Below are 24,416 nucleotides of genomic sequence, written 5' to 3' on the forward strand. Positions count from 1 at the left end.
ACAATGAGATTCGACAAGTTGACCTATAAAACTCAGGAAGCAATTAGAGATGCTCAAAAAATTGCTTCTCAATATGGTAATCAACAGATCGATGTAGAGCATCTTATGTATGCATTGCTTGAGGATAGCGAAGGACTTGTAACCCGAATTCTCAAAGAATGCGGAGCGGATTTACATGCTATAAAAGAAGATTTAAAGAAAGCGATAGACAAATTTCCAAAAATACATGGTACACAGCCACTTGAACAGATATATATCACCCAGAGACTCAATCAGCTTTTTGAAAAAGCTGAGCAAGAGGCTCAACATCTTAAAGATGAATACATTAGTGTGGAACATCTTCTTATAGCTTTATTTGATATTGGAGGTCCTGCACTTGATGCAATAAAGAAACAGACTATAACCCGACAAAAAGTTCTGGATACAATGAGAGCAATTCGTGGTGTACATCAAGTAACTGACCCCAATCCTGAGGAAAAGTATCAGTCATTGGTTCGTTATGGAAAAAATCTCACAGAACTCGCCAGAAAGGGTAAATTAGATCCTGTTATTGGAAGAGATGAGGAAATCAGAAGAGTTGTGCAGGTTTTAAGTCGTAGGACAAAAAATAATCCTGTGCTTATTGGTGATCCAGGAGTTGGTAAAACAGCCATTGTTGAAGGACTTGCACAGAGAATAGTTGCCGGTGATGTTCCAGAGTCCTTGCGGGATAAAGAATTAATTGCTCTTGATATAGGATCACTTCTTGCAGGCGCGAAGTATCGTGGAGAGTTTGAAGAAAGACTAAAAGCTGTGTTAAAGGAAATCACACAGTCAGAAGGTAAAATTATCACATTTATAGATGAACTTCATACTCTGGTCGGTGCTGGTGCTGCGGAAGGAGCGGTTGACGCTGCTAATATGCTTAAACCAGCGCTTGCTCGTGGAGAACTCCGCTGTATAGGTGCTACAACAGTTACTGAATACAGAAAATACATTGAAAAAGATCCTGCACTTGAAAGAAGATTTCAGCCTATTTTAGTAAAAGAACCATCTGTTGAAGAGACCATATCAATTCTGAGAGGGCTTAAAGAAAGATACGAGGTTCATCATGGTGTAAAGATAAAAGACTCTGCACTTGTTGCTGCTGCAGTTCTTTCGCACAGATACATTACTGATCGATATCTTCCTGACAAAGCAATTGACCTTATAGATGAAGCAGCTGCGAAGCTTAGAATGGAGATTGATAGCATGCCAATTGAGCTTGATGAAATAGAACGTAAGCTCAGACAGCTTGAGATAGAGCGTCAGGCATTAAGCAAGGAACCAACTGAGGATGCAAAGGAGAAGATAGAAAAAATTTCTCAGGAAATAGAAGAACTTCTTGTCAAGAAGGAGCAGTTAAGCAAACAGTGGCAGGCTGAAAAAGAGATTATTTTAAAAATTCGTGAGATTAAGGCAGAAATCGAACAGGTACGTATTGCCTCTGAACAGGCCGAGCGTCAGGGAGATTTAACAAGGGCTGCTGAGTTGAGATATGGCAGACTGATTGAACTACAGAAGGCACTTGAACAGGAAAACGTCAGGCTTAAGGAGATTCAGGGCAAAAGGAAGATGCTCAAAGAAGAGGTTGATGAGGAGGATATTGCAGAAGTTGTTGCCAAGTGGACAGGAATTCCTGTTAAAAGACTCCTTGAAAGTGAGACCCAAAAACTTCTAAAGATGGAGGAAAGATTACGTGAAAGAGTTGTTGGTCAGGATGAGGCAATTATTGCAGTATCAAATGCAATAAGAAGAGCAAGAGCAGGATTACAGGATCCGAATCGTCCGATTGGTTCATTTATGTTTCTTGGCCCAACAGGAGTTGGTAAAACAGAGCTTGCGAAGGCGCTTGCAGAGTTTCTCTTTGATGATGAAAATGCCATGATTCGTATTGATATGTCTGAGTATCAGGAACGTCATACAGTAAGTCGTCTTATAGGCGCACCTCCTGGTTATGTTGGATATGAAGAAGGTGGACAGCTTACTGAAGCTGTGCGGAGACGTCCTTACAGTGTTGTTCTTTTTGATGAGGTTGAAAAGGCTCATCCTGAAGTTTTCAATGTATTTTTACAGATTCTTGATGATGGACGTCTTACTGATGGACATGGAAGAGTTGTTGATTTTAGAAATACAATTATAATAATGACATCAAATATCGGAAGTAGTCATATTCAGGAGTTTCTGGAACATGGTGGAACAGAGCACTGGCAGGATCTTAAGAAGGATTTGAGAAAAAGAATAACAGATGATCTAAGAGCATTTTTCAGACCTGAATTTTTAAACAGAATTGATGAAATAATAATATTCAATCCACTGAGCAAGGAAGTAATGAAAGATATTATTGAAATTCAGATAAAGAGAATTAAACAATATCTCAAAAATCGCAAAATTGACATTGTTCTTACAGAGCAGGCTAAAGAATATCTTGCAAGAATTGGTTATGATCCAGTTTACGGAGCAAGACCTTTAAGAAGGATATTACAGAAGGAGATTCTCGATTCACTTGCTATAAAATTAATTGAGGGTGTATTTAAAGAAGGTGATACTGTAGAAGTAGATTTCAAAGATGGTAAAATAATATTTGAACGGATTGTGTTAGCAGAGACAGCCTAAATAAAATTTTAGGAGGTATATCATGTCTATTGTAAAATGGAGTCCCTTAAAAGAAATTGAAGAGATGAGAAAAGAAATGGACAGACTTTTTGAAGAATTTCTTTCTCCTATAAGACGTAAAAGAGCAGCAACTACAGAAGGTGTTATTTCACCAAATATTGATATTTTTGAGAAAGGAAATGAAGTAGTTATTCAGGTGGAAATTCCAGGTGTTGAGAAAGAAGATATAGATTTAACCATTACAGATGACAGACTTATAATTAAAGGAGAAGTTAAAAAACCTGAGGGTATTTCTGATGATGATTATGTTCTAAATGAAAGAAGCTTTGGACCTTTTTCAAGAACTATTAGTTTACCTATGGATGTTGATAAAGCTTCAGTTAAAGCAAATTTAAAAAATGGGATTCTCGAGATTGTCATTTTAAGAAAAGAGCAGGCAAGACCAAAAGAGATAAAAATTCAACTCGAGTAAAGCACAGCTTATAAAGTTTAAATTTCATTGTCCGCTTCAACTGGAGCGGACAATGCTCTCTTCTTTTGCGATTTTATCAAGGATTCCGTTTATAAATGCTGCACTTTGTTTTGTAGAGTACTTTTTAGCAATTTCTATAGCTTCATTGATTGTAACTTGGTATGGTATGTCTTGACGATATAATATTTCATAAATTGCGAATCTTAAAATATTTTTATCAATGGTAATGATGCGTTCCATATTCCATTTATTTGTATATTTTTGAATAATAGTATCAATAGTATCAATATGTTCTATTGTTCCTTCTATTAGTTTAGTTGTAAATGATTTAATATCATGGTCCTGTTCTTCATTTCTTTCCCAGAATTTTTCAAGTTCTTCCTGTAACAGGTTATAATCACTTATTTTTTCAGTATTTTCATTCATTTCACAGGCATATAGAAATTGTAAAACATATTCTCTTGCTTTTCTTCTTTTCATTATTGCTAATCCTGTGTGCCTGGTCTATTTCATCTGTTCTATTACTCTTGCCATTTCAATGGCTACCATGGCTGCATCCCAGCCTTTATTCCCAGCTTTTGAACCAGCTCTTTCTATTGCCTGTTCAATTGTATCCGCTGTAATAATACCGAAAGAAACAGGTATCCCGACTTCAAGACTAACAAGTGCGATTCCTTTAGATACTTCAGCGGCAATGTAGTCAAAATGAGGCGTTGCTCCTCTAATTAAAGTGCCCAGACAGATTACTGCATTAAACCTGCCAGACTGAGCTAACTTTTTTGCAACAAGAGGAATTTCAAATGAACCAGGAACTCGCACGGCTTCGATGTCACTTTCTTTTGCTCCATGTCTTATTAAGGCATCCAGTGCACCTTCCAGAAGTTTTGAAGTTATAAATTCATTAAACCTGCTTACAACAATTCCAAATTTTAATCCTTGAGCTTCCAGCTTTCCTTCAATGATTTTCATGATATCCTCCTTTTATGGGTAAAATAATTCAAATCGTCTCATTCTAACATTTATCACAAGTGCAATGCCTGTAAAATTAGCAAGAAGAGTTGTCCCACCATAACTCATGAATGGCAAGGGGATTCCTACCACAGGCATAATCCCCAGTGTCATTCCAATATTAATAAAAAAATATAAAACAAAAATGGAAGTAAACCCTATTGCTAGAAGTTTTCCGAAACTATTTTTTGCAATTACAGAGGTCTGAAAGCATCTTATAAATACTGTAAAATATAATGCTAAAAGAATTAAACAACCTATGAATCCCCATTCTTCTGAAAAAATGGGGAAAATAAAATCAGTATGTCGTTCAGGAAGAAATTTTAAAGGACCCTGTGTGCCTTCCAGAAATCCTTTGCCAAATAGGCCGCCAGAACCTACTGTAATTACTGATTGCATAATATTATAACCAATTCCACTGGGGTCTATACTGGGATCAATAAATGCAATTAGTCTATTTTTCTGATATTCTTTCAGTCCTGCCCATAGAATTTCCCATAAAAAAACAATTGAAGTAATAAATAAAGACAAAAACAATATCAGTAATCTTATAGTTAAGCCTTTGTAAATAATCATTATAATTGTAATGGTAAGAATTAAAATTGCGGTTCCAAGATCAGGCTGCTTCATAATAAGTAAGAACGGGATTATTCCAAAAATAATTAATGTTTTTAGAGTATCTTTTGCTGATAAAGGTGATTCTTTATTTTCAAGAAATGCTGAGACGCTTATTATAAAAATGATCTTGAATATTTCTGATGGCTGAAATGAAAAAAAACCAAGATTTATCCATCGTTTTGCTCCCATTGCTGTCTTACCCATAAAAAGGACGATAATTAAAAGTGAAATTCCTATAATATACAAAATTAACCAGTACTCTTTTATTTTTACATAGTCAAATGTTACGAAAATAACCAAGGTCATAATAGCTATTAAAAGCCATATCAACTGTTTTATATAAAACGGAGGACTCTCTCCTTCATCAAGTGGCGGTCTTGTGGCGCTGTAAATTGTAAGTATTCCTATAATACAGATAAAAAGAACAATGCAAAAAGTAATCCAGTCAAAATGTTCAAGCATTCTTCTATCAATTTTTAACATTTAATTGCCTCTTTTTTATAATGTATCCCTCAAGAATATTTTTCGCCAGTGGTGCAGCTACTCCACCTCCACTTCCACCATGTTCAACAATTAAAGAAAAAGCCATCTCAGGGTTATCTACTGGAGCAAAACCAACAAACCATGCATGGTGTTCAATATTTTTATATGATGACTTTCCTTTGAATTTTTTACTTACTACCTGAACTGTTCCTGTTTTGCCACCGAATTTTATCAAATAAGAACGTGCACCTGCAGCAGTACCATTGGGTTCATTTACAACAGCAGATAATGCATCTTTAATTATTTCAAGATTTTCACGATTAAGATTGAGATTTTCTTTACGGATTTCCATATTTCTTATTATATGAACACTTGTTTTTATGCCTCCATTGACCACCTCAGCCATGACATTTGCCATCTGTAACGGTGTAACTTTTAAAAACCCCTGACCTATTGCAGTATTGAATGTGTCACCAAGAAACCATGATGTTTTTTTTACATTTTTTTTCCATTCTTCATCCGGCACAAGGCCTGGCTTTTCATCATCACTGAATCCAGTTGAGTTGCCAAGTCCAAGTAATGTTGCGTATTTATAAATTTTTTTTATGCCAAGAATTTTACCGAGTTCATAAAAGTAGACATCACAGGATTCAACAAGCGCTCGTCTGAGATTTACAGGACCGTGTCCTTCTTTTTGCCAGCATCCAAATGTCCATTGACTGAAACTTATACCACCTGTGCAGTTGACTAGAATTTTATCAGGTGATACTATTCCTTCTTCAAGTCCTGCAATTGCAGGAATAATTTTAAAAGTTGACCCCGGAGCATACAATCCCTGAATTGTTCTATCAAGCAAAGGATTTTGGGGATTGGTTATCAACTCTTTCCAATAATCTGCTGATACTCCTTCAATAAATATGTTGGGGTCAAAGGATGGAGAACTTAATAATGCTAATATTTCACCTGTATCGGGTTTCAATGCAACAAAAGCTCCTGCAAATCCTTCAAAATGCCTTGCATTTGCTGTAGAAGACGAGCCACCGAAAGCTTTATATGCTGCTTCCTGTAGTAGAGCATCAATTGTTAAATAAATGTCCTCACCTTTAACTGGATGTGTTTCCTTTATAAGCCTTAATTCCCTGCCAAGAGCATCAACTTCTATAATTTTTTCTCCCTGAATCCCTCTTAATCTGTTGTCAAATAATTTTTCCAGTCCTGTCTGACCAACCATAAAATAAGAGGGTAGATTTTGGTATTCTGGATTATTTTTAATTTGTTCCTCGGTGATTTTACCGAGATATCCCAATAGATGTGCTGTTGCAGCTCCAAAAGGATAATGTCTTTTAATCTCAGGTTCTATTATTAATCCTGGTAGTTCTGAACGCCTCACTTCAAGCATCGCGATCTCTTTAAATGTAAGATCATCTTTTATCCTTATTGGCATATAAATACTTTCAGGTTTTTTACTGGTTTTTTTCTGTAATTCTTCTATCTGTATATTTAAAATTTTAGATAACATGCTTATATCTACTTTATCTATGTATTCAGGAGAAATTGAAAGTCCAAAAGAAATTATATTTTCAACCAATGGAATACCATTTCGATCATAAATGATTCCGCGGGGAGCAGGAGTTTTTATTATTCTAATTCTGTTCTGTTCGGATAGTTTTTGATATTTTTCTGTATTCATTATTTGAAGTTGCCAGAGCCTTAAAAAAAGTATTATGAATATGAAGAAAATTATACTAGTAAATATATAATCTTTTATTTTCATGGTTTTTTCCAGCTTAGAATTAAACCAAAAGGAATATTAAATAGTCCTTTAATAAGCAGTACTTTAAAAAAAGAGATATATTCCATATCGAAATTAAAGAAATAAATTATAATTAAACTATAAATTAATTCATCAGTTATTGTAAAAATAAAAATAATAAGAGCCTTGAAAAGTTCTGTCCAGTGAAAAAAAAGTTGTTTAACGACAATTATTAATAAAGACCCTGTAATAGTTTTGGATATAATGCCAGGACCAATTACTCCCTGAAATAAGTCTTCTATTAATCCCACCAGAACAAAAAAGAAAACTGGTAATGTTTCTGACGGAGCAATTTTTTTTTGTTCAATTTCAGGAAAAAAATAATGTATAACAAAAAGATAAATAAGTAAAAATGAGAAGTTAAAATTTATATTGTTAAGTGTGAAAACTTGTTCAACAAAAAAAATAACAAAAATAAAAATGGCTAATTTTATTAAAAATTTCATGTTAGTTTTTAATTATTGCAACTTCTTCAATTTTTGAATCTGGTTGGTATGGAATAACTTCGAGATTCTGAAAAAATCCATTTTTCCTATCAACTTTTTTTACCACTCCGACTTTAATTCCTTCAGGAAAAATCCCATCTGTGCCCGAAGTAATTAATCTGTCTCCAACCATTATGTCTTCCTCTAGTGGAATATATTTGAGACGACAGAGGTTTGTTCCTGTTCCACTTAGTATCCCTTCTGCTCTGGTCCGCTCAACCCGTACAGAGACAGAAAAGTTAGGGTCAGTTAATGCGAGTACTTCTGATGAATTTGAAGATATAAATATAACCTTTCCAACCAGTCCATTTAATGTAATTACTGGCATTCCTGTTTTTATTCCATGCTCACTTCCTTTATCTATCCAGAAAGTTTTTAAAAATTTATTTGATCCTCTTCTTATTATTGTTGCTAATGTTAAAATTTGTTTTTCTCTTTCTTTTAAGCCCAGTAAACTCTTTAATCTTCTGTTTTCTTCCATGAGTTCATAATACGATTTTTGTTGGAGAATAATTTGGTATAACTGTTCTTTTAATTTTTTGTTTTCCTCCTGACAGTGTAAGAGATCAGAAGCAAAGTTTGTTACATAGTTTACTGGTGATATTAAAGGCGAAAGATTTATTTTGCTGAATTTTATTAACCCTTTAGCCTGATAGCTTATAAGAAAAAATGATATTATACAAATCGTAACTATAATAACAAGAGTTATTCTTTTTATCATCAGTTAACATTCAGAGAAACTCTTCTTAGTAAATCAAGTTTATCAAGCATTGCACCACATCCCTTAACAACTGCTCTTAAAGGATCATCTGGAATAATTACAGGGACGCCTGTATGTTCTTTTATAAGGATGTCAAGTCCTTTCAATAAAGCACCGCCACCTGCAAGAACTATTCCTTTGTCAGCTATGTCAGAAGCCAGTTCAGGAGGAGTATTTTCTAATGTAACTTTTATAGTATCAAGAATAATTGATACCGGTTCCTGTAAAGCTTCTCTAATTTCATCCTCTGTGATAGTAATTGCTTTTGGAATTCCAGTAATAAGATCTCGTCCTTTAATTTCCATTGTTTTTTTTGAGCTTATGTGATAAGCACTACCGATATTAATTTTAATTAACTCTGCTGTTCTTTCTCCGATCATAAGATTGTATTTTCTTTTTATATGAGCTATTATAGCTTCATCCATTTTGTCTCCACCTACTTTTACAGCTTTAGAACAGACTATTCCATCAAGAGAGATAACAGCGACATCAGTGGTTCCTCCACCTATATCAACAATAATATTGCCAGAAGGTTCTCCAACTGGTAGGCCAACTCCTATAGCAGCAGCCATCGGTTCTTCAATGAGATAAACCTCCCGAGCACCTGAAGCAATTGCAGCATCCTTGACAGCTCTCTGCTCAACCTGAGTTATTCCTGATGGTACTCCAATAATTATTCTTGGAGAGATGAAACATTTTCTATTATGGGCTTTAGTTATAAAGTACTTAAGCATTTCTCCTGTCGCATCAAAATCAGCAATAACGCCGTCTTTAAGGGGTTTAATTGTGATAATATTGGCGGGTGTTTTCCCCATCATTTCCTTGGCTTCTGTACCAACAGCAATAACTTTTTTATTATCTCTTCTGAAAACAACAACAGATGGTTCGTCACATACAATTCCTTTCCCCTTCACATATACCAATGTATTGGCTGTACCCAAATCAATTGCAAGGTCATTAGAAAATTTTCCGACTATTTTTTGAAGAACCACATTTTCCTCCTTTATTTAAAGTTTCAATATTTTAAAATATTGAAACTTTATTCTTCTATAACTGATGTTTTTGCCAGGTAGTCACCAAATCTTTTAGCTTCCGAATCTCCTACCATTAGAATAAATTCAAAAGCAAAAATTAAAAAAAAGATTAACCATCCAACAATAGGTATCAGTAAAAAAAATAATGGAAAAGCCAGTGGTAAATTTCTTATTATGGAATCTCTGAAATCAGCATTACTCTGCCTATCAATATTAATAACTTTTAGCCTCAAAAATTTTTTACCAATGCTACGACCATTAAATAACCCGTCACTTATTAATAAATAAAAAATTCCGATGAATATTCCTGATTCAGGAAAGGTTTTCCAGAGCACAACAACAATAATTAAGTCAATAAACTTGGCGATTCCTCTGAAAAAAATATTACTATACTTTGAGTGGGTATTAACCATTTTTATTATTTTATTATTATTTTAAATACTCTATAATACAATAGCACTTGCCTCTTTTTAATATAAACAATTATGATAGGATACAATAAAATTTGTAGATAAAGCAAAATGTGAATAGAACTTACAGAGGAGGGTAAAATGGATAATAAAATTTTAAGGGGAAGTTGTTCGCTGGTCTTTGTTATCTTTTTATTGCTTTTTAACTGGATATCATCAGTATATGGTGAAATCATAGCTAAGCCAGGGACTTTTGATCATTTTCAACTTGATACACCAGATAAATTTATAGCAGGCAGTGAATATAAAATATTCATTTATGCACTTGATGCTTTCGGTAATTCTGTTAGTATGCCTTCGGAAAGCCCAAAAGAATATAAATTAGCTGTGAGTGGCTTTGCTACAATAACTCCTTCTCAGTTTAAATCTAGTGAAATAACACAGTCAGGTTTGGCAATAAAATTCAAGGATGAACGAGCGGAAGATGTATTGCTAACTCTCTATGAAATTAACAGTCCTTTTCCAATTCTGGAAAAGAGGATAAAGATTTTACCCGCTCAGCTATATACACTTAAAATAAAGGTTCCCCCTTCTGTAAGAGTTGGTAGAGATTTTGATATACAGATTACAGGTAACGACAGATTTGGTAATGTTGTCTGCCAGGATTTTGATCCAAAAGCGTTAAACTTATTTTTCAAAGGGGATGTTGCTCCTCAAATAAAGGATATTAGATATGTATCTGAACGTTGTTATGTTAATGTTAAGCTTTTTGCTGAAAGAACTGGCTATTTTCAGATAGAAGCAAATTTATTAGACAAAAAAATTACAGGTAAAAGTGAAAAGGTTGAAATTTTAAATGGAGAAGTAACATCTTTTATTGTTAATGCGCCAAGTGAAGCTGTGGTGAATGAACCTTTTGATGTAACCATACTTGCAATAGATAACTTTAATAATTTTGTTAAAGATTTTGCAATGCAGAGGGAAAAAATAATTATCGAAGCGCAAGGTAAAAGTTCAGTATTTCTATCTGAACTTTCATCTTATGCATTTTCAGATGGTAAGGCTAAAATCAGTCTTCGGTACGATAAGCCGGAAGATATTAAAATAGTGGTTAAGATTGCAAATGATAACAACATAAAAGGCGAAAGCGATATAGTAAAACTTATTCCACCAAAGGTTAAGAGATTTGAGGTAATTTCTCCGGATACAATTATAGCAGGGCAGAGATTCAAAATAAAAATTATAGCTTATAATCAACTCGATAAAATTATGTCAAATTACAATTTATACGGTAATACTGTTATCTTGAAATCATCAGGAACAGGAACTCTCACTCCTAATAAAATTCCAGCATCAGAGTTTGTAAACGGTGTTGCCACTGTTAATGTGATGTATGATAAGGCAGAAAATTTTGAAATTTATGCAACTACAGAAGAGAAAGAAAGTCCTTCTAAAGAAATCAAGGTTAGCGAGGAAAGACCGGTTGAAAAAACAAAGCAAAAAGTAATGAAGAAAAAGGAAGTAAAGGAAACCAGGGGTAAAAAAAAGGGTACTGCGTTAAAAGGTAATGTATTAGAACTTAAAAATGTTTCCCTTGTTGAAACCAAAAGTGGATGCATATTAACCTTATTTGTGCCAAATATAGAAAAACAGGGTAGTTATTATCCCAGAACGCAAAAAACAACTGGTGCTATGGCAGTTGTTTTAGAGATTTATCCAGCTACGAATCAATTAGAAACACCTGTAAAAATTGATTCTGAATTTATAAAAAAAGTTTCTGTAGTAGAAGAGCAAAACAATAAACTGGTATTAAATATTATTCTTAAAAAACCTCTTAAATATCGGCTTTTAAAGAAAAAAGATGAACTTGTTGTTGAGTTCAGGAAGCGCTAATGGGGCTTTTAAACAAACTTAAAGAAAAATTAAGCAAAACAAAACAGTCTATAGTTGAAAAAATTGAAGGAATAGTCCCTGCAGGAGGGAAAATAGATGAAAAAACTATTGAAGAAGTTGAAGAAATATTGATTTCATCTGACATAGGAGTTAAAGCTACAGAAGAAATAACAGATATATTAAGAAAAAAATTTAAAGAAAACTCAATCAGAAATGTTACTGATATTAAAACTCTTCTTAAAAAGGAGCTTATTGAGTTGCTTCAAAATAATACATCTTTAAATTTGAAAGCTAGTCCTTCTGTTATTCTTGTTGTAGGAGTGAATGGAGTTGGCAAAACCACAACGATTGGTAAACTTGGTTACAAATTTAGTTCTGAAGGCAAAAGTGTTGTCTTTGCAGCGGCAGATACATTCAGAGCTGCAGCCATAGAACAACTTGAGGTATGGGCAATCAGGGTTGGTGCAGATGTTATAAAACATAAAAGCGGTTCAGATCCTGCTGCTGTTGCATTTGATGCTCTGGAATATGCTAAATCAAACCATAAAGATGTAGTAATAATAGATACCGCAGGCAGGTTACATACTAAAGTTCCTCTTATGGAAGAATTGCGAAAAATCAATAAAGTCATTAAGAAATCAATCTCTGATGCACCACATGAAACCTTGCTTATTCTGGATGCTACTACAGGCCAGAATGCTTTAAGACAGGCTACTTTTTTTAATGAGGCAGTAGGCTTAACTGGTGTGGTCGTGACAAAGCTAGATGGAACAGCAAAAGGTGGTGTTGTTTTTGCAATAAAAAAGGAAATAGGAATTCCTATCAAGTTAATAGGAATAGGTGAAGATTTTGATGATTTAAAAGATTTCAATCCAGAAGAATTTGTCGAAGCCTTGTTTGATTAGTTGCGGGGAGAGGATTTGAACCTCTGACCTTCGGGTTATGAGCCCGACGAGCTACCAGACTGCTCCACCCCGCTGTTTTTTAATATAGCTTAAACAATGTATGATTGTCAAACAATTAAATTTTAATAGAAATTGCACTTTGTCTATGTTACTAGCTTAGATAAGGAGTAAGACTTCAATAAACATTATGAAACTTGTAATTGCATCAAGAAATCATAAAAAGATAGAAGAATTAAAAAGGATACTTGATGGACTGGATATAAACATTCTTTCTGTTAATGATTTCCCTCAACTTGAAGAAGTTATAGAAGATGGCCTAACTTTTGATGAAAATGCTTTAAAAAAAGCAAGATATGTCTGTAAACATACAGGATTGGCTGCTTTAGCTGATGATTCAGGTCTTGAAGTTGAAGCATTAGGAGGTAAACCTGGTGTTAAATCAGCAAGATATGCAGGAGATAACGCTTCTGATGAGGATAATATTAGAAAACTTTTAAAAGAGTTGGAAGGAGTACCATCTGATATAAGAAATGCAAGATTTGTATGTTGTATTGCATTAGTTTTACCAGATGGGCAGGAACAAATATTTTGGGGCTATGTTAGCGGAAAAATTATAGAAAGTCCAAGAGGAGATCAGGGGTTTGGATATGATCCTGTATTTATTCCGGATGGTTTTCAAAAAACATTTGCTGAAATGAATTCTCATGATAAGGATCAAATTAGTCATCGTAGGAAAGCACTTGACAAATTAAAGGAGTTTTTGGTAAAATTTGCCCAAATTTATAAACAAAACTTATTATGAAATTATAAAATTTAAGTTGCTTTTTAATCAATAATAGGTTAAATTATAAACCAAACGTTACGTTGATTACAGGTTTAAATTACTAACATTCTGAAAGGAGGCTTCAATGAGGTTAGTATTTCTCGGTGCACCAGGAGCTGGTAAGGGAACACAGGCAAAGAGATTGGTAGAAAAGTATGGCATACCTCAGATATCAACGGGTGATCTTCTGAGGGCAGCGGTTGCAGCAGGGACAGCACTTGGTAAAGAAGCAAAAGCATATATGGATAGAGGTGAGCTTGTTCCTGACTCAGTTGTTTTGGGTATGGTTAAGGAAAGACTTTCTCAGGATGATTGTAAGAAGGGCTTTATTCTTGATGGTTTTCCGAGAAATGTTGCTCAGGCAGAAGCTCTTGATAAAATGCTTGTTGAAATGAATATGCCTTTAGATGTTGCGTTAAATCTAGATGTTCCATTTGATGATCTTATGAAAAGACTTACAGGAAGAAGGACATGCAGGTCATGCGGACAGATGTATAACATTTATTATTCTCCTTCAAAGGTAGAGGGAAAATGTGATAAATGTGGAGGACAGCTTTTTCAGAGAGATGACGATAAAGAAGAAACAATCAGGAAAAGACTTGAAGTTTACAGAACACAAACAGAACCACTGATTAATTATTATTCAAAAAAAGGAATACTTAAAAGTGTCTCAGGCACAGGTAGTATGGATAAAATATTTAGCGATATCTGTGCAATATTAGAAAAAAAGTAATTTAAAGGAGGAAAAGTATGCCGGATGTAAGAATTAAGACGTTGCCACCGCCTCATGGTGGAAAGATTATTGAGCGGGTTGTCCGTGATCCTGAGATGGCAAAAAAGTTAATGGAAAAATGTTCTGCTGTTTATGACATTAAACCCACATTTTTTAAAGGCAATCCTGTTAGAAATGTTTACAGAGAAATCATGTCAGTATGTTATGGATTTTTCAGCCCTGTTGAAGGTTCCATGACAAAGGCTGAACTTGAAAGTGTTCTTGATCGTAGAAGACTTTCAAGTGGATGGGTCTTTCCCTATCCTATACTTTTTGATATCTCAGAGGAAGATTTAAAAAAACTTGGGGTTGGTGCAGGCGATTGGCTCCTTTTGAGACTTAAAGGTGAGCCTTTTGCTATTCTTGAGATTGAAGAAGTTTATAAAATTGTGCCAGAAGATGTAGCATTAAGAACATTTGGGACACCAGAGAAAAATCCAGAAGTTGTAAAAGTTCCTTTTGATCAGAAACACACAGGTTATAATATTTATTGTTCATTAAATCCAATTATCCTTGCAGGGAAGTATACAATTATTAATGAGCCTAAAATTAGACCACCTTTTGATAGATTCTGGTATCCACCAAAAAGATCAAGAGAGGAATTTGAAAAAAGAGGCTGGACCACTGTTATTGCTCATCAGACAAGAAATGTTCCTCATACAGGACATGAAGCATTAATGAAAAATGCAGCATACATTGGAGATATAGAACCAGCTCACGGGATAGTTGTTAACGCAATAGTCGGTGCAAAAAGAATTGGAGATTTTCCAGATGAGGCAATTGTTGAGGGTCATGAAATGGTTCATCTTGCAGGCTATATTAAGCCAGAGCGTCATCTTGTGACATTTACATTATGGGATATGAGATATGGTAACCCAATAGAGTCTCTTATTCATGCAGTAATAAGACAGAATATGGGAATTTCTTTCCATATGTTTGGAAGAGACCATGCTGCACTTGGTGAGTATTATGACATTTACGCAACTCAGATTCTATGGTCTAAAGGTATTCCAAGTTTTGGACTTGAAGCTCCACCTTATGCTGTTGAAGGTGGTTTCTATATAAGACCACAGAATATTGCAGAGTTCTGGTATTGTCCAAAATGTCTTGAGTTTGCATACTCAAGTAACTGTAACCATAAAGGTATTTACTCAAGATACTCTGGAAGTTTTATCAGAGGTCTTTTGGCTGAAGGTGTAACACCACCACCGCAGATTTACAGGCCAGAGGTTTACAAAGTCGTTGTTAAGTGGTGGCAGAAGTTTGGATATCCATTTAATAATGAAAAATATCTCAAAGAGAGGGAAGAGAGATTAGAGGTTGATCTTCCTCATATTGAAATCCCTGCTAAGTTAAAAAAATAAGGAGGTAAGTAATGGCTAAGTTTTTTGGTGTAATAATTGATGAAAAAAGACTGGCGGCAATAAAGGGAACACCTATTGAAGAAAAAGTCGAACCTATATTTGGAGGAGCATTAAAACGTGTTGTTATTGAAGTTCCTGACGAACTTGGACAAAAAGTTATTGAACAATTCAGTAAAGCAAGGTTTGATGCAAGAGGATTTATCGAAGAAACTCCAGCTGCATTTAAGAGATTGGTTTTTAAGAAAATATTGGAGTTAAAAGCTTTAACTCCTGAAGTTCTTGAAAAAGCAATTGCTGATGTTGCTTCAATTAAGGATGAAGTTGCTAAGGAAGATAAAGAGCTTCCGATTCCTGATGTTGATATAAGTGATGTGCTGGAATTACAGAAGAATCCAGTACAAAAACCAGCATAATAAAAAATAAAAGGAGGTTAAGCTATGCCAAGTTTTGTAATTACTGAAAAGTGTGACGGTTGCAAAGCCCAGGACAAAACCGCATGCCAGTACATCTGCCCCAATGACTTGATGGTATTGGACAGAGAAAAAATGAAAGCTTTCAATCAGGAACCAGACCAGTGTTGGGAATGTTACAACTGTGTTAAGATTTGTCCACAGCAGGCAATTGAAATTAGAGGTTATGCAGACTTCTGCCCTCTGGGAGCAAGTGTTATTCCAATGAGAGGTCAGGATGCAATTATGTGGACAATTAAATTCAGAAATGGCTCTCTGAAAAGATTTAAGTTCCCAATCAGAACAACACCGGAAGGTTACTGGACTGCTGACAATATTTTCGCAGGACTTCCTGATCCTGATTTCGGAAAAGTTAAAAACCCTGGCTTCTTTAATTATGAAGTTAGAAAAGAATAAAAATAGAGTAAAGGAGGTATAACATGGAAAAAGAGACTTGTACATTTTCATACTGTCAGAGACCTGATGTTGTTGAGGTCGAAACTGATTTTCTAATTATCGGTGGTGGAATGTCTGCTTGTGGTGCTGCATATGAAGCTGCAAGATGGGCAACACCAAAAGGCATTAAAGTGACACTTGTTGATAAAGCCGCAATGGATCGTTCCGGTGCTGTGGCAATGGGTTTGAGTGCTATTAACACTTATATTGGTGAAAACAAAGTTGTTGACTATGTTAAATATGTCCGTGCAGACCTGATGGGAATTATCCGTGAAGACCTTGTATACGACCTTGGAAGACATGTTGATGATTCTGTCCATTTATTTGAAGAGTGGGGACTTCCAATATGGAAAAAAGGTGATGATGGATTTTCACTTGATGGATTTCAGGCAAGAGATGCAGGCAAGCCTTCACTTAAAGAAGGTGGAGTTCCATGTCGTTCTGGAAAATGGCAGATAATGATTAATGGAGAATCCTATAAAGTAATAGTGGCTGAAGCCGCCAAAGCGGCCTTAGAGTTCAACAGAAAGGCAACGGGTCAGGCTCAGAATCTTTATGAAAGAGTATTCATAGTTAAACTTCTTAAAGATGCAAAAGAACCAAATAGAGTTGCAGGTGCAATTGGTTTTAGCGTAAGAGAAAATAAAATTTATCTCTTTAAAGCTAAAGCAATTCTTGCAGCCTGTGGTGGTGCAGTTAATGTATTCAGACCAAGGTCATCCCGTGAAGGTCAGGGTAGAGCATGGTATCCAGTATGGAATTCCGGTTCTGGATACTATCTCGGCATAATGGTTGGTGCTGAAATGACCATGATGGAAAACAGATTCGTTCCTGCAAGATTTAAGGATGGATATGGCCCAGTTGGTGCTTGGTTCCTTTTCTTTAAAGCAAAGGCAACAAATTCACTTGGAGAAGACTACTGTTCAAAAGATACTAAGGAGTTTAAAGACGCTGTCCAGAAATATGGTAAATGGGCAGAGGCACTTGGAACTTCTATCAGAAATCATCTTATGATGCAAAGTATGAAAGAAGGTAAGGGTCCAATCATGATGAATACTCATATTGCAATGCAAGAACTTGCAAAACAGATGGATGCCAAGAGACTTAAACACCTTGAAGCAGAAGCATGGGAAGACTTCCTTGATATGTGTATTGGTCAGGCAGGCCTCTGGGCAGCTTATAATGTAGAACCAGATAAGGTTCCATCTGAGATTATGCCAACAGAGCCTTATTTGCTCGGCTCACATTCAGGTTGTGCAGGATTCTGGGTAAGTGGACCTGGTGATATACCTGGAACACCGGCTGAGTGGTTCTGGGGTTACAATAGAATGAGCACTGTAAAAGGTTTATTTATGGCAGGGGATATTGTAGGTGCATCTGGTCATAAATTTTCATCTGGTTCTCATGCAGAAGGAAGAATTGCAGCAAAAGCGGCAATTGCGTTCATTCTTGATAACGCTGGATATTCACCAGCAATAGCTGAGGATCCAAATGCTCTTGCAGCAGAACTTTATCTGCCGTTTGAGCTTTATGAAAAGTATAAGACCTACTCAGTTGATCCTAAGGTCAATCCATACTACATCAGACCTGACATGTATCAGGCAAGACTTCAGAAGATTGCTGATGAATACTTTGGTGGATGTGGAACTTGGTATATGACATCTAAGACTATGATTGCAGAAGGATTAAATAAACTTCAATTCCTTAAAGAAGATGCTTTAAGACTTGCTGCATCAAACTTACATGAACTTCTTCGTTGCTGGGAGAATGTTCATAGAACACTCTCACTTGAAGCTCATGCAAGACATATCCTCTTTAGAGAAGAATCCCGTTATCCTGGATATTACTACAGAGGAGATTATGATTTTGTTGATGATAACAACTGGCGTGCTTTTGTTAACTCAGTTTATGATCCAGCATCAGATACATTCACGCTTAAGAAGGTTCCATACGTTCAGATATTTCCAGACTAATACTTGATTAGGGAGGGGTATATACCCCTCCCTTAATTTAAAAGATTGCAAACAGATGATAATAAAATTCGTAATGCAGTATAATCTGTATTACGAATTTTTGTGTTTAAGAATCCAATACATGAAGGAGGCTGAGCATGAGTGGTGAAAATCCAAATCGAATCTTGGTAATTGGCGGAGGATTTAGTGGTTTAACTGCCGGAATAGAAGCTGCTGAGACAGGAGCAGAAGTGATTGTAGTTGAAAAAAATCCTTATCTGGGTGGCAGAGTTGCGCAGTTAAATAAATATTTTCCAAAGATTTGTCCGCCAATGTGTGGTCTTGAAATCAATTTTCGTCGTATAAAAGTAAATCCTCTTTTTACTTTTTATACTATGTCTGAGGTTGATTCAATCTCTGGTGTGCCTGGAGATTATACAGTAAAAATAAAAATCAATCCTCGTTATGTAAATGAGAACTGCACAGCATGTAACGCCTGTTCTGAAGCCTGCCCGGTTGAAAGAAACTGTGATTTCAACTTCGGATTGAATAAATCAAAAGCAATTTATCTACCATTTGAGCAGGCATTTCCGCTTAAATATGTTATTGATAGAAAGTCATGTCCAAAAGACTGCCCTGCACCATGTTTAAACGCCTGTAAATATAATGCTATTGATTTTAATATGCAACCTGAAACTGTTGAGGTTAAGGTTACTTCAATAGTAGTGGCTACAGGATGGAAACCTTACGATGCATCAAAAATAGACAATCTTAATTTTGGTAAAGTTAAAAATGTCATAACTAATATGATGTTTGAAAGGATAGCTGCGAAGAATGGGCCCACAAATGGACAGATTTTAAGACCCTCTGATGGAAAATCTGTTGAAAATGTGGCTTTTGTTCAGTGTGCAGGTTCAAGGGATGAAAATCATCTTCCATTCTGTTCGTATATATGTTGCCTTGCTTCATTGAAACATACACTTTATCTCAAAGAACAGAATCCTGATGCAGAAGTGAATATTTTTTATATTGATATAAGAACTCCGGGTAAATATGAAAAATTTTACAATCAGGTAAAGGAACTAAGCGGAGTAAATTTCATAAAGGGTAAGGTTGCAGGGATTGAGCAGGATTCGGACTCTGATGATGTTATTGTAATTGCTGAGGATATTTTAAATGGCGAGAAAATACGACAAAAAGTAGATATGGTGGTTCTTGCAACAGGAATGCAACCAGAGAGCTTTGACTTTAAAGTTCCGGGAGTTAAGTATGCTGTAGATGGATTTGTTGTTGATGCTGAGGGAATATATTCTGCAGGCTGTGCTAAAGCTCCCATGGATGTAGCAGGTTGTGGTAAAGATTCTACATCTGCAGCCCTCAAGGCTATTCAGACTGGAGTAAGGAGGTAAGACATGGAAAAGAAAATAGGTCTATATATCTGCAAAGGCTGTGGTATTGGTGAGTCAATTGATGTTGAAAAAATAAAAAATATAGGGAAAAACGCATTAAGAGTTCCAGTTGTAGCAATAAGCGATGTTCTGTGCAACAATGAAGGTATTGAGCTTATTAAAAAAGATATTGCCGAGCAGGGAGTTAACTCTATTGTAATTGCGGGATGCTCTCCAAGAGTCAAAACCTATGAGTTTAATTTCCCCGGATGTTTTATTGAAAGAGTTCCACTAAGAGAGCTTGCTGTATGGACAATTGAGGCTCCAGAGGAAAAGCAACTTGCTGCAGAAGACTATGTTAGATTAGGTGTTATAAAAGCCCAAAAAGGAGAAATTCCAGAGCCGTATATTATTGAAATATCTAAGTCCATTCTTGTGGTTGGTGGTGGAATATCTGGATTGACTGCAGCTTTGGAGGCTGCAAAAGCTGGATATGATGTAGTTTTAGTGGAAAAAGAAGCAGAACTTGGAGGATTTGCAAGCAAGCTTTACAGAAGAGTTCCAACAGATGATTTTACACATGGGGTTCTTGGAGAGGTGAATCTTGAGCCACTTATTAATGAGGTTACATCAAATGCAAAAATCAAAGTTTATACATCTTCAAAGATTGAAAAGATAGATGGACAGCCAGGTGACTTTGATGTAACAATTTCAACCAACGGTTCTCAGGAGACTATTAAAATTGGTGCTATAATTCAGGCTACAGGATGGAAACCTTACGATGCCAAGAAACTCGGTAAAAAATATGGATATGGAAAATTTAAAGATGTTGTTACCAACTTTGATTTTGAAGAAATTGTTAAGAAAAATAACGGTATAATCAAAAGACCTTCTGATGAAAGAGTTGTCAAAACAGTTCTTTTTGTTCAGTGTGCAGGGCAGAGAGATCCTGAACATTTGCCTTACTGTTCGGGAATGTGTTGTGCAACTACTCTCAAGCAGGCAAGATATGTAACTGACGGAAATCCAGATGCAACAGCAATGGTTATATACAAGGATATGAGAACACCTGGAAAGCTAGAATATTACTATATGGAAGCTCAAAATACGCCGGGAATCATGCTTGCAAAAGGAGAAGTTACAGGAATAAGAGAGGAATATGATAAACTTGTGGTTACTGTAGAAGACTCTCTATTAGGTTCTAAAGCTGAAATAGAAGCTGAAATGGTAGTTCTTGCGACAGGAATGGTTCCGACAACAAAGGACCCACAGGATTATCTGACAGGACTTCAGGAGGCTGCATCAAAAGGAGATGAAGCCAGAATAAAATATATTGAATCAACCAAAAAACCTGAGTTTATTCTAAATTTAAGTTATCGTCAGGGACCAGAGCTTCCTGTTTTAGATGGTGGTTTTGGTTTTGTTGATTCCAATTTTATCTGTTTCCAGTATGAAACACGTAGAACCGGTATATATGCTGTTGGCCCTGTTCGTCAACCGATGAATATGGCAGAAGCAGAGGAAGATGCTAGAGGAGCTGCCTTAAAAGCAATGCAGTGCATAGAACATGTTGCAAAGGGAATGGCTGTTCATCCAAGAGCATGGGATACTTCATTTCCTGAACCGAATCTTACAAAGTGTACAGCATGTAAACGCTGTACAGAAGAATGTCCATTTGGAGCAATTGATGAGGATGAAAAGGGTATTCCTTACTACAAACCAAACAGATGTCGGAGATGCGGAACCTGTATGGGTGCATGTCCAGAAAGAATTGTTTCATTCAAAGACTATAGTGTTGATATGATTGGAACAATGATGAAAAGCGTTTCTGTGCCAAGTGAAGATGATAGACCTCGTATTATAGTTGCATGCTGTGAAAATGATGCATTTCCTGCTACAGAAACAGCGGCTTTGCACAGGCTTACTCTTGACCCTGCAGTCAGATTTATTCAGCTAAGATGTCTTGGTTCAATGAACCTTGTCTGGATTGCAGATGCTCTTTCAAGAGGTGTAGATGGAATGATTCTTCTGGGATGTAAGTTTGGTGAAAACTATCAGTGTCACTTTGCAAAAGGTAGCGAGCTTGCAAAATACAGACTGAGCAAGGTTCAAGAGACACTTGACAGACTTCAGCTTGAATCCGATAGAGTACAGATGTATGAGGTAGCAATTGATGAGTACTGGAGAATTCCAACTATTATAAATGAGTTTATGGATAAAATAAGAGAAATAGGTCCAAATCCATTTAAGGGCTTCTAAGGAGGGAGAATATATGGCAGACGAAATTGTAAAACCAGATTTGACTTTTGCAAAAGAAGTGATAAAATCAGGTGGAGAATCATTAAAAAAATGTTATCAATGTTCAACATGCACTGTTGTATGTAATCTTACGCCTGATAAAGCACCTTTTCCGAGAAAAGAGATGCTTTATGCTCAGTGGGGCATTAAGGAAAAACTCTTTAAAAATCCTGATATATGGCTCTGTCATCATTGTGGTGACTGTACAGCTTATTGTCCAAGAGGTGCAAAGCCTGGTGAGGTTTTAGGTGCTGTAAGAAAACTAATGATAAAAAACTATTCACCTCCAAGTTTTCTTGCTAAATGGGTCTCTGAACCCAAATATCTGCTTCTTATTTTTCTAATACCTCTATTACTGTTCTTTGGAGAAATGGCTATTCTTGGATATTTTAGTGGAGTTGAAATTCCAAGAGATGAAAATGGTGAGATGTCATATGTTGCTTTCTTACCAGCTGTTCCTTGGATAGATGGTCCATTTATGCTGATTGCTGCTTTTGCCATAATTTGCTTTTACTATGGAGTTAAACGATACTGGCTTGACCTGACATCTGGCATGGAGATTAAACGAAAGGATATATACGGCTGCATTTATGAGACAGTTAAAGATATACTGTTACACAAGAAGTTTCAGCTCTGTAGTGTAAATAAGGGACGATACTCAGCTCATATGCTTGTTTTCTATTCTTTTATTGGACTTGCAATAACTACCAGTATCGCATTTTTTTATGAATGGGTTCTTCAATGGGAATCTCCTTATCCGCAGACAAACATTGTAAAAATTATTGGAAATATAAGTGGAATAGCCTTAATTATAGGTATATTTCTTGTGATTGCAAACAGAGCTAAAAATGCTGTAAAACAGGGCATGGGAAGTTATTTTGACTGGTTATTGATTACAATAATTGCGGTAGTGGGTATAACAGGATTTCTTGCAGAGCTTTTAAGATTAGCAGAAGTAGAGACACTCGGTTACGCATCTTATATTGCTCATCTTGTATTTGTCTTTGCTCTTTTTGCCTATGCACCTCATTCAAAAATGGCTCACATGGTATATAGAGCAACAGCAATGGTTTTTGCCAGAGCTGCAATGAGAGAACAATCTATTAAACAGGAAGAGGCAGCATAAAAAGCATAATTTAAAGGGCGGATAAAAAAACCGCCCTTTAAAAATTTTTATTTTATAGTATAAACTTCCTTTTCAGAAACAGGCCCGAGAACAGTTATTGAAAATTCTTTTTCTTTTAGCATGGAGGCAATATCTTTAACTTCTTCATATGAAACTGACTGAAACTGTTTTATCTGTTCCTCAATACAATAAGGTTGTCCGAGATATAGTTCCTCATAGGCTAAGTTTTGCATTATAGAACTCGGTGATTCTGTTGAAAAAAGAAGCTGTGATATTATCTGAGCTTTAGCTCGATTGACTTCTTCTTGTTTTAAATTTTCCGGAATATTTTGAAGTATTATATTGATCAGCTGTATTATTTGATTTATTTTATCAAGTGCACATGCGGTATAAATACCAAACAAACCAGTATCATAATAAAACGAAACAAAAGAGTAAATATTATAAACCCATCCTCTTTTTTCTCTTATTTCTTGAAATAATCTTGAACTCACACTTCCACCAATAATTAAGTTAAGCAATGTTAAAGCATATCTTTTAGGATTTTTAAAAGGAAAAGTTTCAATACCCATACAAAGATGAGTTTCATTTAAATCCTTTTCATATATTTTTACAGAAGGACAAAACTTAGCCTTTTTATTTATTGAGGTTTGCTTTGAAGTTTTTGGAGTGATATTTCTTTCAAGACTTTCAATGATCTGCTTTTCGTCAAAATTACCCGCACAGGTTATAATGCAATTGTTTGTTCCATAAAAATTTCTATAACAGTTTACAATTTCTCTTCTGGTTATTTTTGAAACTGTTGTTTCTCTACCAAGAATTGGTTGTCCTAATCCGCAAGGGAATGCATTTTCCATAAAAATGTCATGTACTAATTCTTCAGGGGTATCATATACTGTTCTTATTTCATCGCAGATCACAGACCGTTCTTTTTCTATTTCCTGTTCAGGAAATAGAGAATTTGAATAAAGATCGCCGATAAGTTCTATTGCCTCAGGAATGCAGGTATCAAGTACTTTAATATAAAGGGAAGTAAACTCCCTTGAGGTGAAAGCGTTTATATCTCCTCCCATATTATCAATTTCAAGTGATATACTCTGAGCAGTTCTATTTGAAGTTCCCTGAAATAAGAGATGCTCTATAAAATGTGACAACCCACTCCGTGAAGCGCTTTCATATCTGGTGCCATATTTTATCCAAATTCCAAGAACAAACGACCTGTAATAATTAATTTTTTTCATTATTACAGGTGTATTAAAGGAAAGATAAACTT

General features: G+C 35.5%; 22 protein-coding genes and 1 tRNA gene. 13 read left to right on the forward strand and 10 right to left on the reverse strand.

Annotation, left to right across the window (positions count from 1 at the left end; genetic code table 11):
• The first annotated feature begins 3 nt into the window (after positions 1-3).
• Both clpB and G581_RS0105410 read left to right on the forward strand, forming a co-directional pair.
• On the forward strand, positions 4-2,634 hold the full coding sequence (gene clpB, locus G581_RS0105405) for an ATP-dependent chaperone ClpB (protein ID WP_028844946.1): 2,631 nt from the start codon (positions 4-6) through the stop codon (positions 2,632-2,634).
• 22 nt (positions 2,635-2,656) lie between these two features.
• Positions 2,657-3,106 (forward strand): Hsp20/alpha crystallin family protein, encoded by a 450-nt coding sequence (locus G581_RS0105410; RefSeq protein ID WP_028844947.1) that lies wholly within the window; start codon positions 2,657-2,659, stop codon positions 3,104-3,106.
• A 36-nt stretch (positions 3,107-3,142) separates the two neighbouring features.
• On the opposite strand, the gene nusB is transcribed toward G581_RS0105410, so the two are convergent.
• Genes nusB through G581_RS11640 form a run of 8 tightly spaced genes read right to left on the reverse strand, consistent with a single transcriptional unit; the run spans position 3,143 to position 9,720 of the window.
• Positions 3,143-3,586 carry a transcription antitermination factor NusB gene (nusB, locus tag G581_RS0105415; protein ID WP_051178907.1) on the reverse strand — a complete coding sequence of 148 codons (444 nt, stop codon included), beginning with the start codon at positions 3,584-3,586 and terminating at the stop codon, positions 3,143-3,145.
• A 24-nt stretch (positions 3,587-3,610) separates the two neighbouring features.
• Positions 3,611-4,078, reverse strand: coding sequence for a 6,7-dimethyl-8-ribityllumazine synthase (gene ribH / locus G581_RS0105420; RefSeq protein WP_028844949.1), 468 nt, complete (start codon positions 4,076-4,078; stop codon positions 3,611-3,613).
• 9 nt (positions 4,079-4,087) lie between these two features.
• The gene (gene rodA / locus G581_RS0105425) at positions 4,088-5,215 is read right to left on the reverse strand and encodes a rod shape-determining protein RodA (RefSeq protein ID WP_028844950.1); all 1,128 of its coding nucleotides are present in this window, start codon (positions 5,213-5,215) and stop codon (positions 4,088-4,090) included.
• Positions 5,202-6,989: a penicillin-binding protein 2 gene (gene mrdA / locus G581_RS10735; RefSeq protein WP_051178910.1), complete on the reverse strand. Its 1,788-nt coding sequence runs from the start codon at positions 6,987-6,989 to the stop codon at positions 5,202-5,204. Before mrdA ends, rodA begins: the two co-directional genes overlap by 14 nt.
• Complete coding sequence (locus G581_RS0105435) at positions 6,986-7,474, reverse strand: hypothetical protein (protein WP_028844951.1); 489 nt, start codon at positions 7,472-7,474, stop codon at positions 6,986-6,988. The genes mrdA and G581_RS0105435 overlap by 4 nt, the downstream gene beginning before the upstream one ends.
• A gap of 1 nt (position 7,475) precedes the next feature.
• On the reverse strand, positions 7,476-8,234 hold the full coding sequence (gene mreC, locus G581_RS10740) for a rod shape-determining protein MreC (protein ID WP_051178912.1): 759 nt from the start codon (positions 8,232-8,234) through the stop codon (positions 7,476-7,478).
• Entirely contained in the window at positions 8,234-9,265 is a 1,032-nt protein-coding gene (locus G581_RS0105445) for a rod shape-determining protein (protein WP_028844952.1), read from the reverse strand. The genes mreC and G581_RS0105445 overlap by 1 nt, the downstream gene beginning before the upstream one ends.
• 47 nt (positions 9,266-9,312) lie before the next feature.
• The gene (locus tag G581_RS11640) at positions 9,313-9,720 is read right to left on the reverse strand and encodes an RDD family protein (protein ID WP_051178914.1); all 408 of its coding nucleotides are present in this window, start codon (positions 9,718-9,720) and stop codon (positions 9,313-9,315) included.
• A gap of 138 nt (positions 9,721-9,858) precedes the next feature.
• Between G581_RS11640 and G581_RS0105455 the strand changes: the two genes are divergently transcribed.
• Complete coding sequence (locus tag G581_RS0105455) at positions 9,859-11,610, forward strand: hypothetical protein (protein ID WP_028844953.1); 1,752 nt, start codon at positions 9,859-9,861, stop codon at positions 11,608-11,610.
• On the forward strand, positions 11,610-12,515 hold the full coding sequence (ftsY, locus tag G581_RS0105460; protein ID WP_028844954.1) for a signal recognition particle-docking protein FtsY: 906 nt from the start codon (positions 11,610-11,612) through the stop codon (positions 12,513-12,515). The genes G581_RS0105455 and ftsY overlap by 1 nt, the downstream gene beginning before the upstream one ends.
• On the opposite strand, the gene G581_RS0105465 is transcribed toward ftsY, so the two are convergent.
• Positions 12,516-12,589, reverse strand: a tRNA-Met gene (locus tag G581_RS0105465).
• Positions 12,590-12,702: 113 nt separating this feature from the next.
• Here G581_RS0105465 and G581_RS0105470 point away from each other — a divergent pair.
• From G581_RS0105470 to qmoC, 9 genes are all read left to right on the forward strand, one after another.
• Complete coding sequence (locus G581_RS0105470) at positions 12,703-13,317, forward strand: XTP/dITP diphosphatase (protein ID WP_028844955.1); 615 nt, start codon at positions 12,703-12,705, stop codon at positions 13,315-13,317.
• Between the two features lie 106 nt (positions 13,318-13,423).
• Positions 13,424-14,071 (forward strand): adenylate kinase, encoded by a 648-nt coding sequence (locus tag G581_RS0105475; protein ID WP_028844956.1) that lies wholly within the window; start codon positions 13,424-13,426, stop codon positions 14,069-14,071.
• 17 nt (positions 14,072-14,088) lie between these two features.
• A complete protein-coding gene (sat, locus tag G581_RS0105480; protein ID WP_028844957.1) occupies positions 14,089-15,474 on the forward strand; it encodes a sulfate adenylyltransferase in 1,386 nt (461 codons plus the stop codon).
• A gap of 11 nt (positions 15,475-15,485) precedes the next feature.
• The gene (locus G581_RS0105485) at positions 15,486-15,887 is read left to right on the forward strand and encodes a DUF6955 family protein (RefSeq protein WP_028844958.1); all 402 of its coding nucleotides are present in this window, start codon (positions 15,486-15,488) and stop codon (positions 15,885-15,887) included.
• A 24-nt stretch (positions 15,888-15,911) separates the two neighbouring features.
• Positions 15,912-16,340 carry an adenylyl-sulfate reductase subunit beta gene (aprB, locus tag G581_RS0105490; RefSeq protein ID WP_028844959.1) on the forward strand — a complete coding sequence of 143 codons (429 nt, stop codon included), beginning with the start codon at positions 15,912-15,914 and terminating at the stop codon, positions 16,338-16,340.
• Between the two features lie 23 nt (positions 16,341-16,363).
• The gene (aprA, locus tag G581_RS0105495) at positions 16,364-18,352 is read left to right on the forward strand and encodes an adenylyl-sulfate reductase subunit alpha (RefSeq protein ID WP_028844960.1); all 1,989 of its coding nucleotides are present in this window, start codon (positions 16,364-16,366) and stop codon (positions 18,350-18,352) included.
• A gap of 137 nt (positions 18,353-18,489) precedes the next feature.
• Entirely contained in the window at positions 18,490-19,740 is a 1,251-nt protein-coding gene (locus G581_RS0105500) for a CoB--CoM heterodisulfide reductase iron-sulfur subunit A family protein (protein WP_028844961.1), read from the forward strand.
• A gap of 3 nt (positions 19,741-19,743) precedes the next feature.
• Positions 19,744-21,978, forward strand: coding sequence for an FAD-dependent oxidoreductase (locus G581_RS0105505; RefSeq protein WP_028844962.1), 2,235 nt, complete (start codon positions 19,744-19,746; stop codon positions 21,976-21,978).
• Between the two features lie 13 nt (positions 21,979-21,991).
• A complete protein-coding gene (gene qmoC / locus G581_RS0105510) occupies positions 21,992-23,143 on the forward strand; it encodes a quinone-interacting membrane-bound oxidoreductase complex subunit QmoC (RefSeq protein WP_028844963.1) in 1,152 nt (383 codons plus the stop codon).
• 47 nt (positions 23,144-23,190) lie between these two features.
• Here the strand turns inward: qmoC and G581_RS0105515 are convergent, their stop codons facing one another.
• On the reverse strand, positions 23,191-24,384 hold the full coding sequence (locus G581_RS0105515; protein ID WP_169368388.1) for a M16 family metallopeptidase: 1,194 nt from the start codon (positions 24,382-24,384) through the stop codon (positions 23,191-23,193).
• Positions 24,385-24,416: the final 32 nt, after the last annotated feature.

Origin of the sequence: Thermodesulfovibrio thiophilus DSM 17215, assembly GCF_000423865.1 — a bacterium.
Classification (GTDB): Bacteria; Nitrospirota; Thermodesulfovibrionia; order Thermodesulfovibrionales; family Thermodesulfovibrionaceae; genus Thermodesulfovibrio; species Thermodesulfovibrio thiophilus.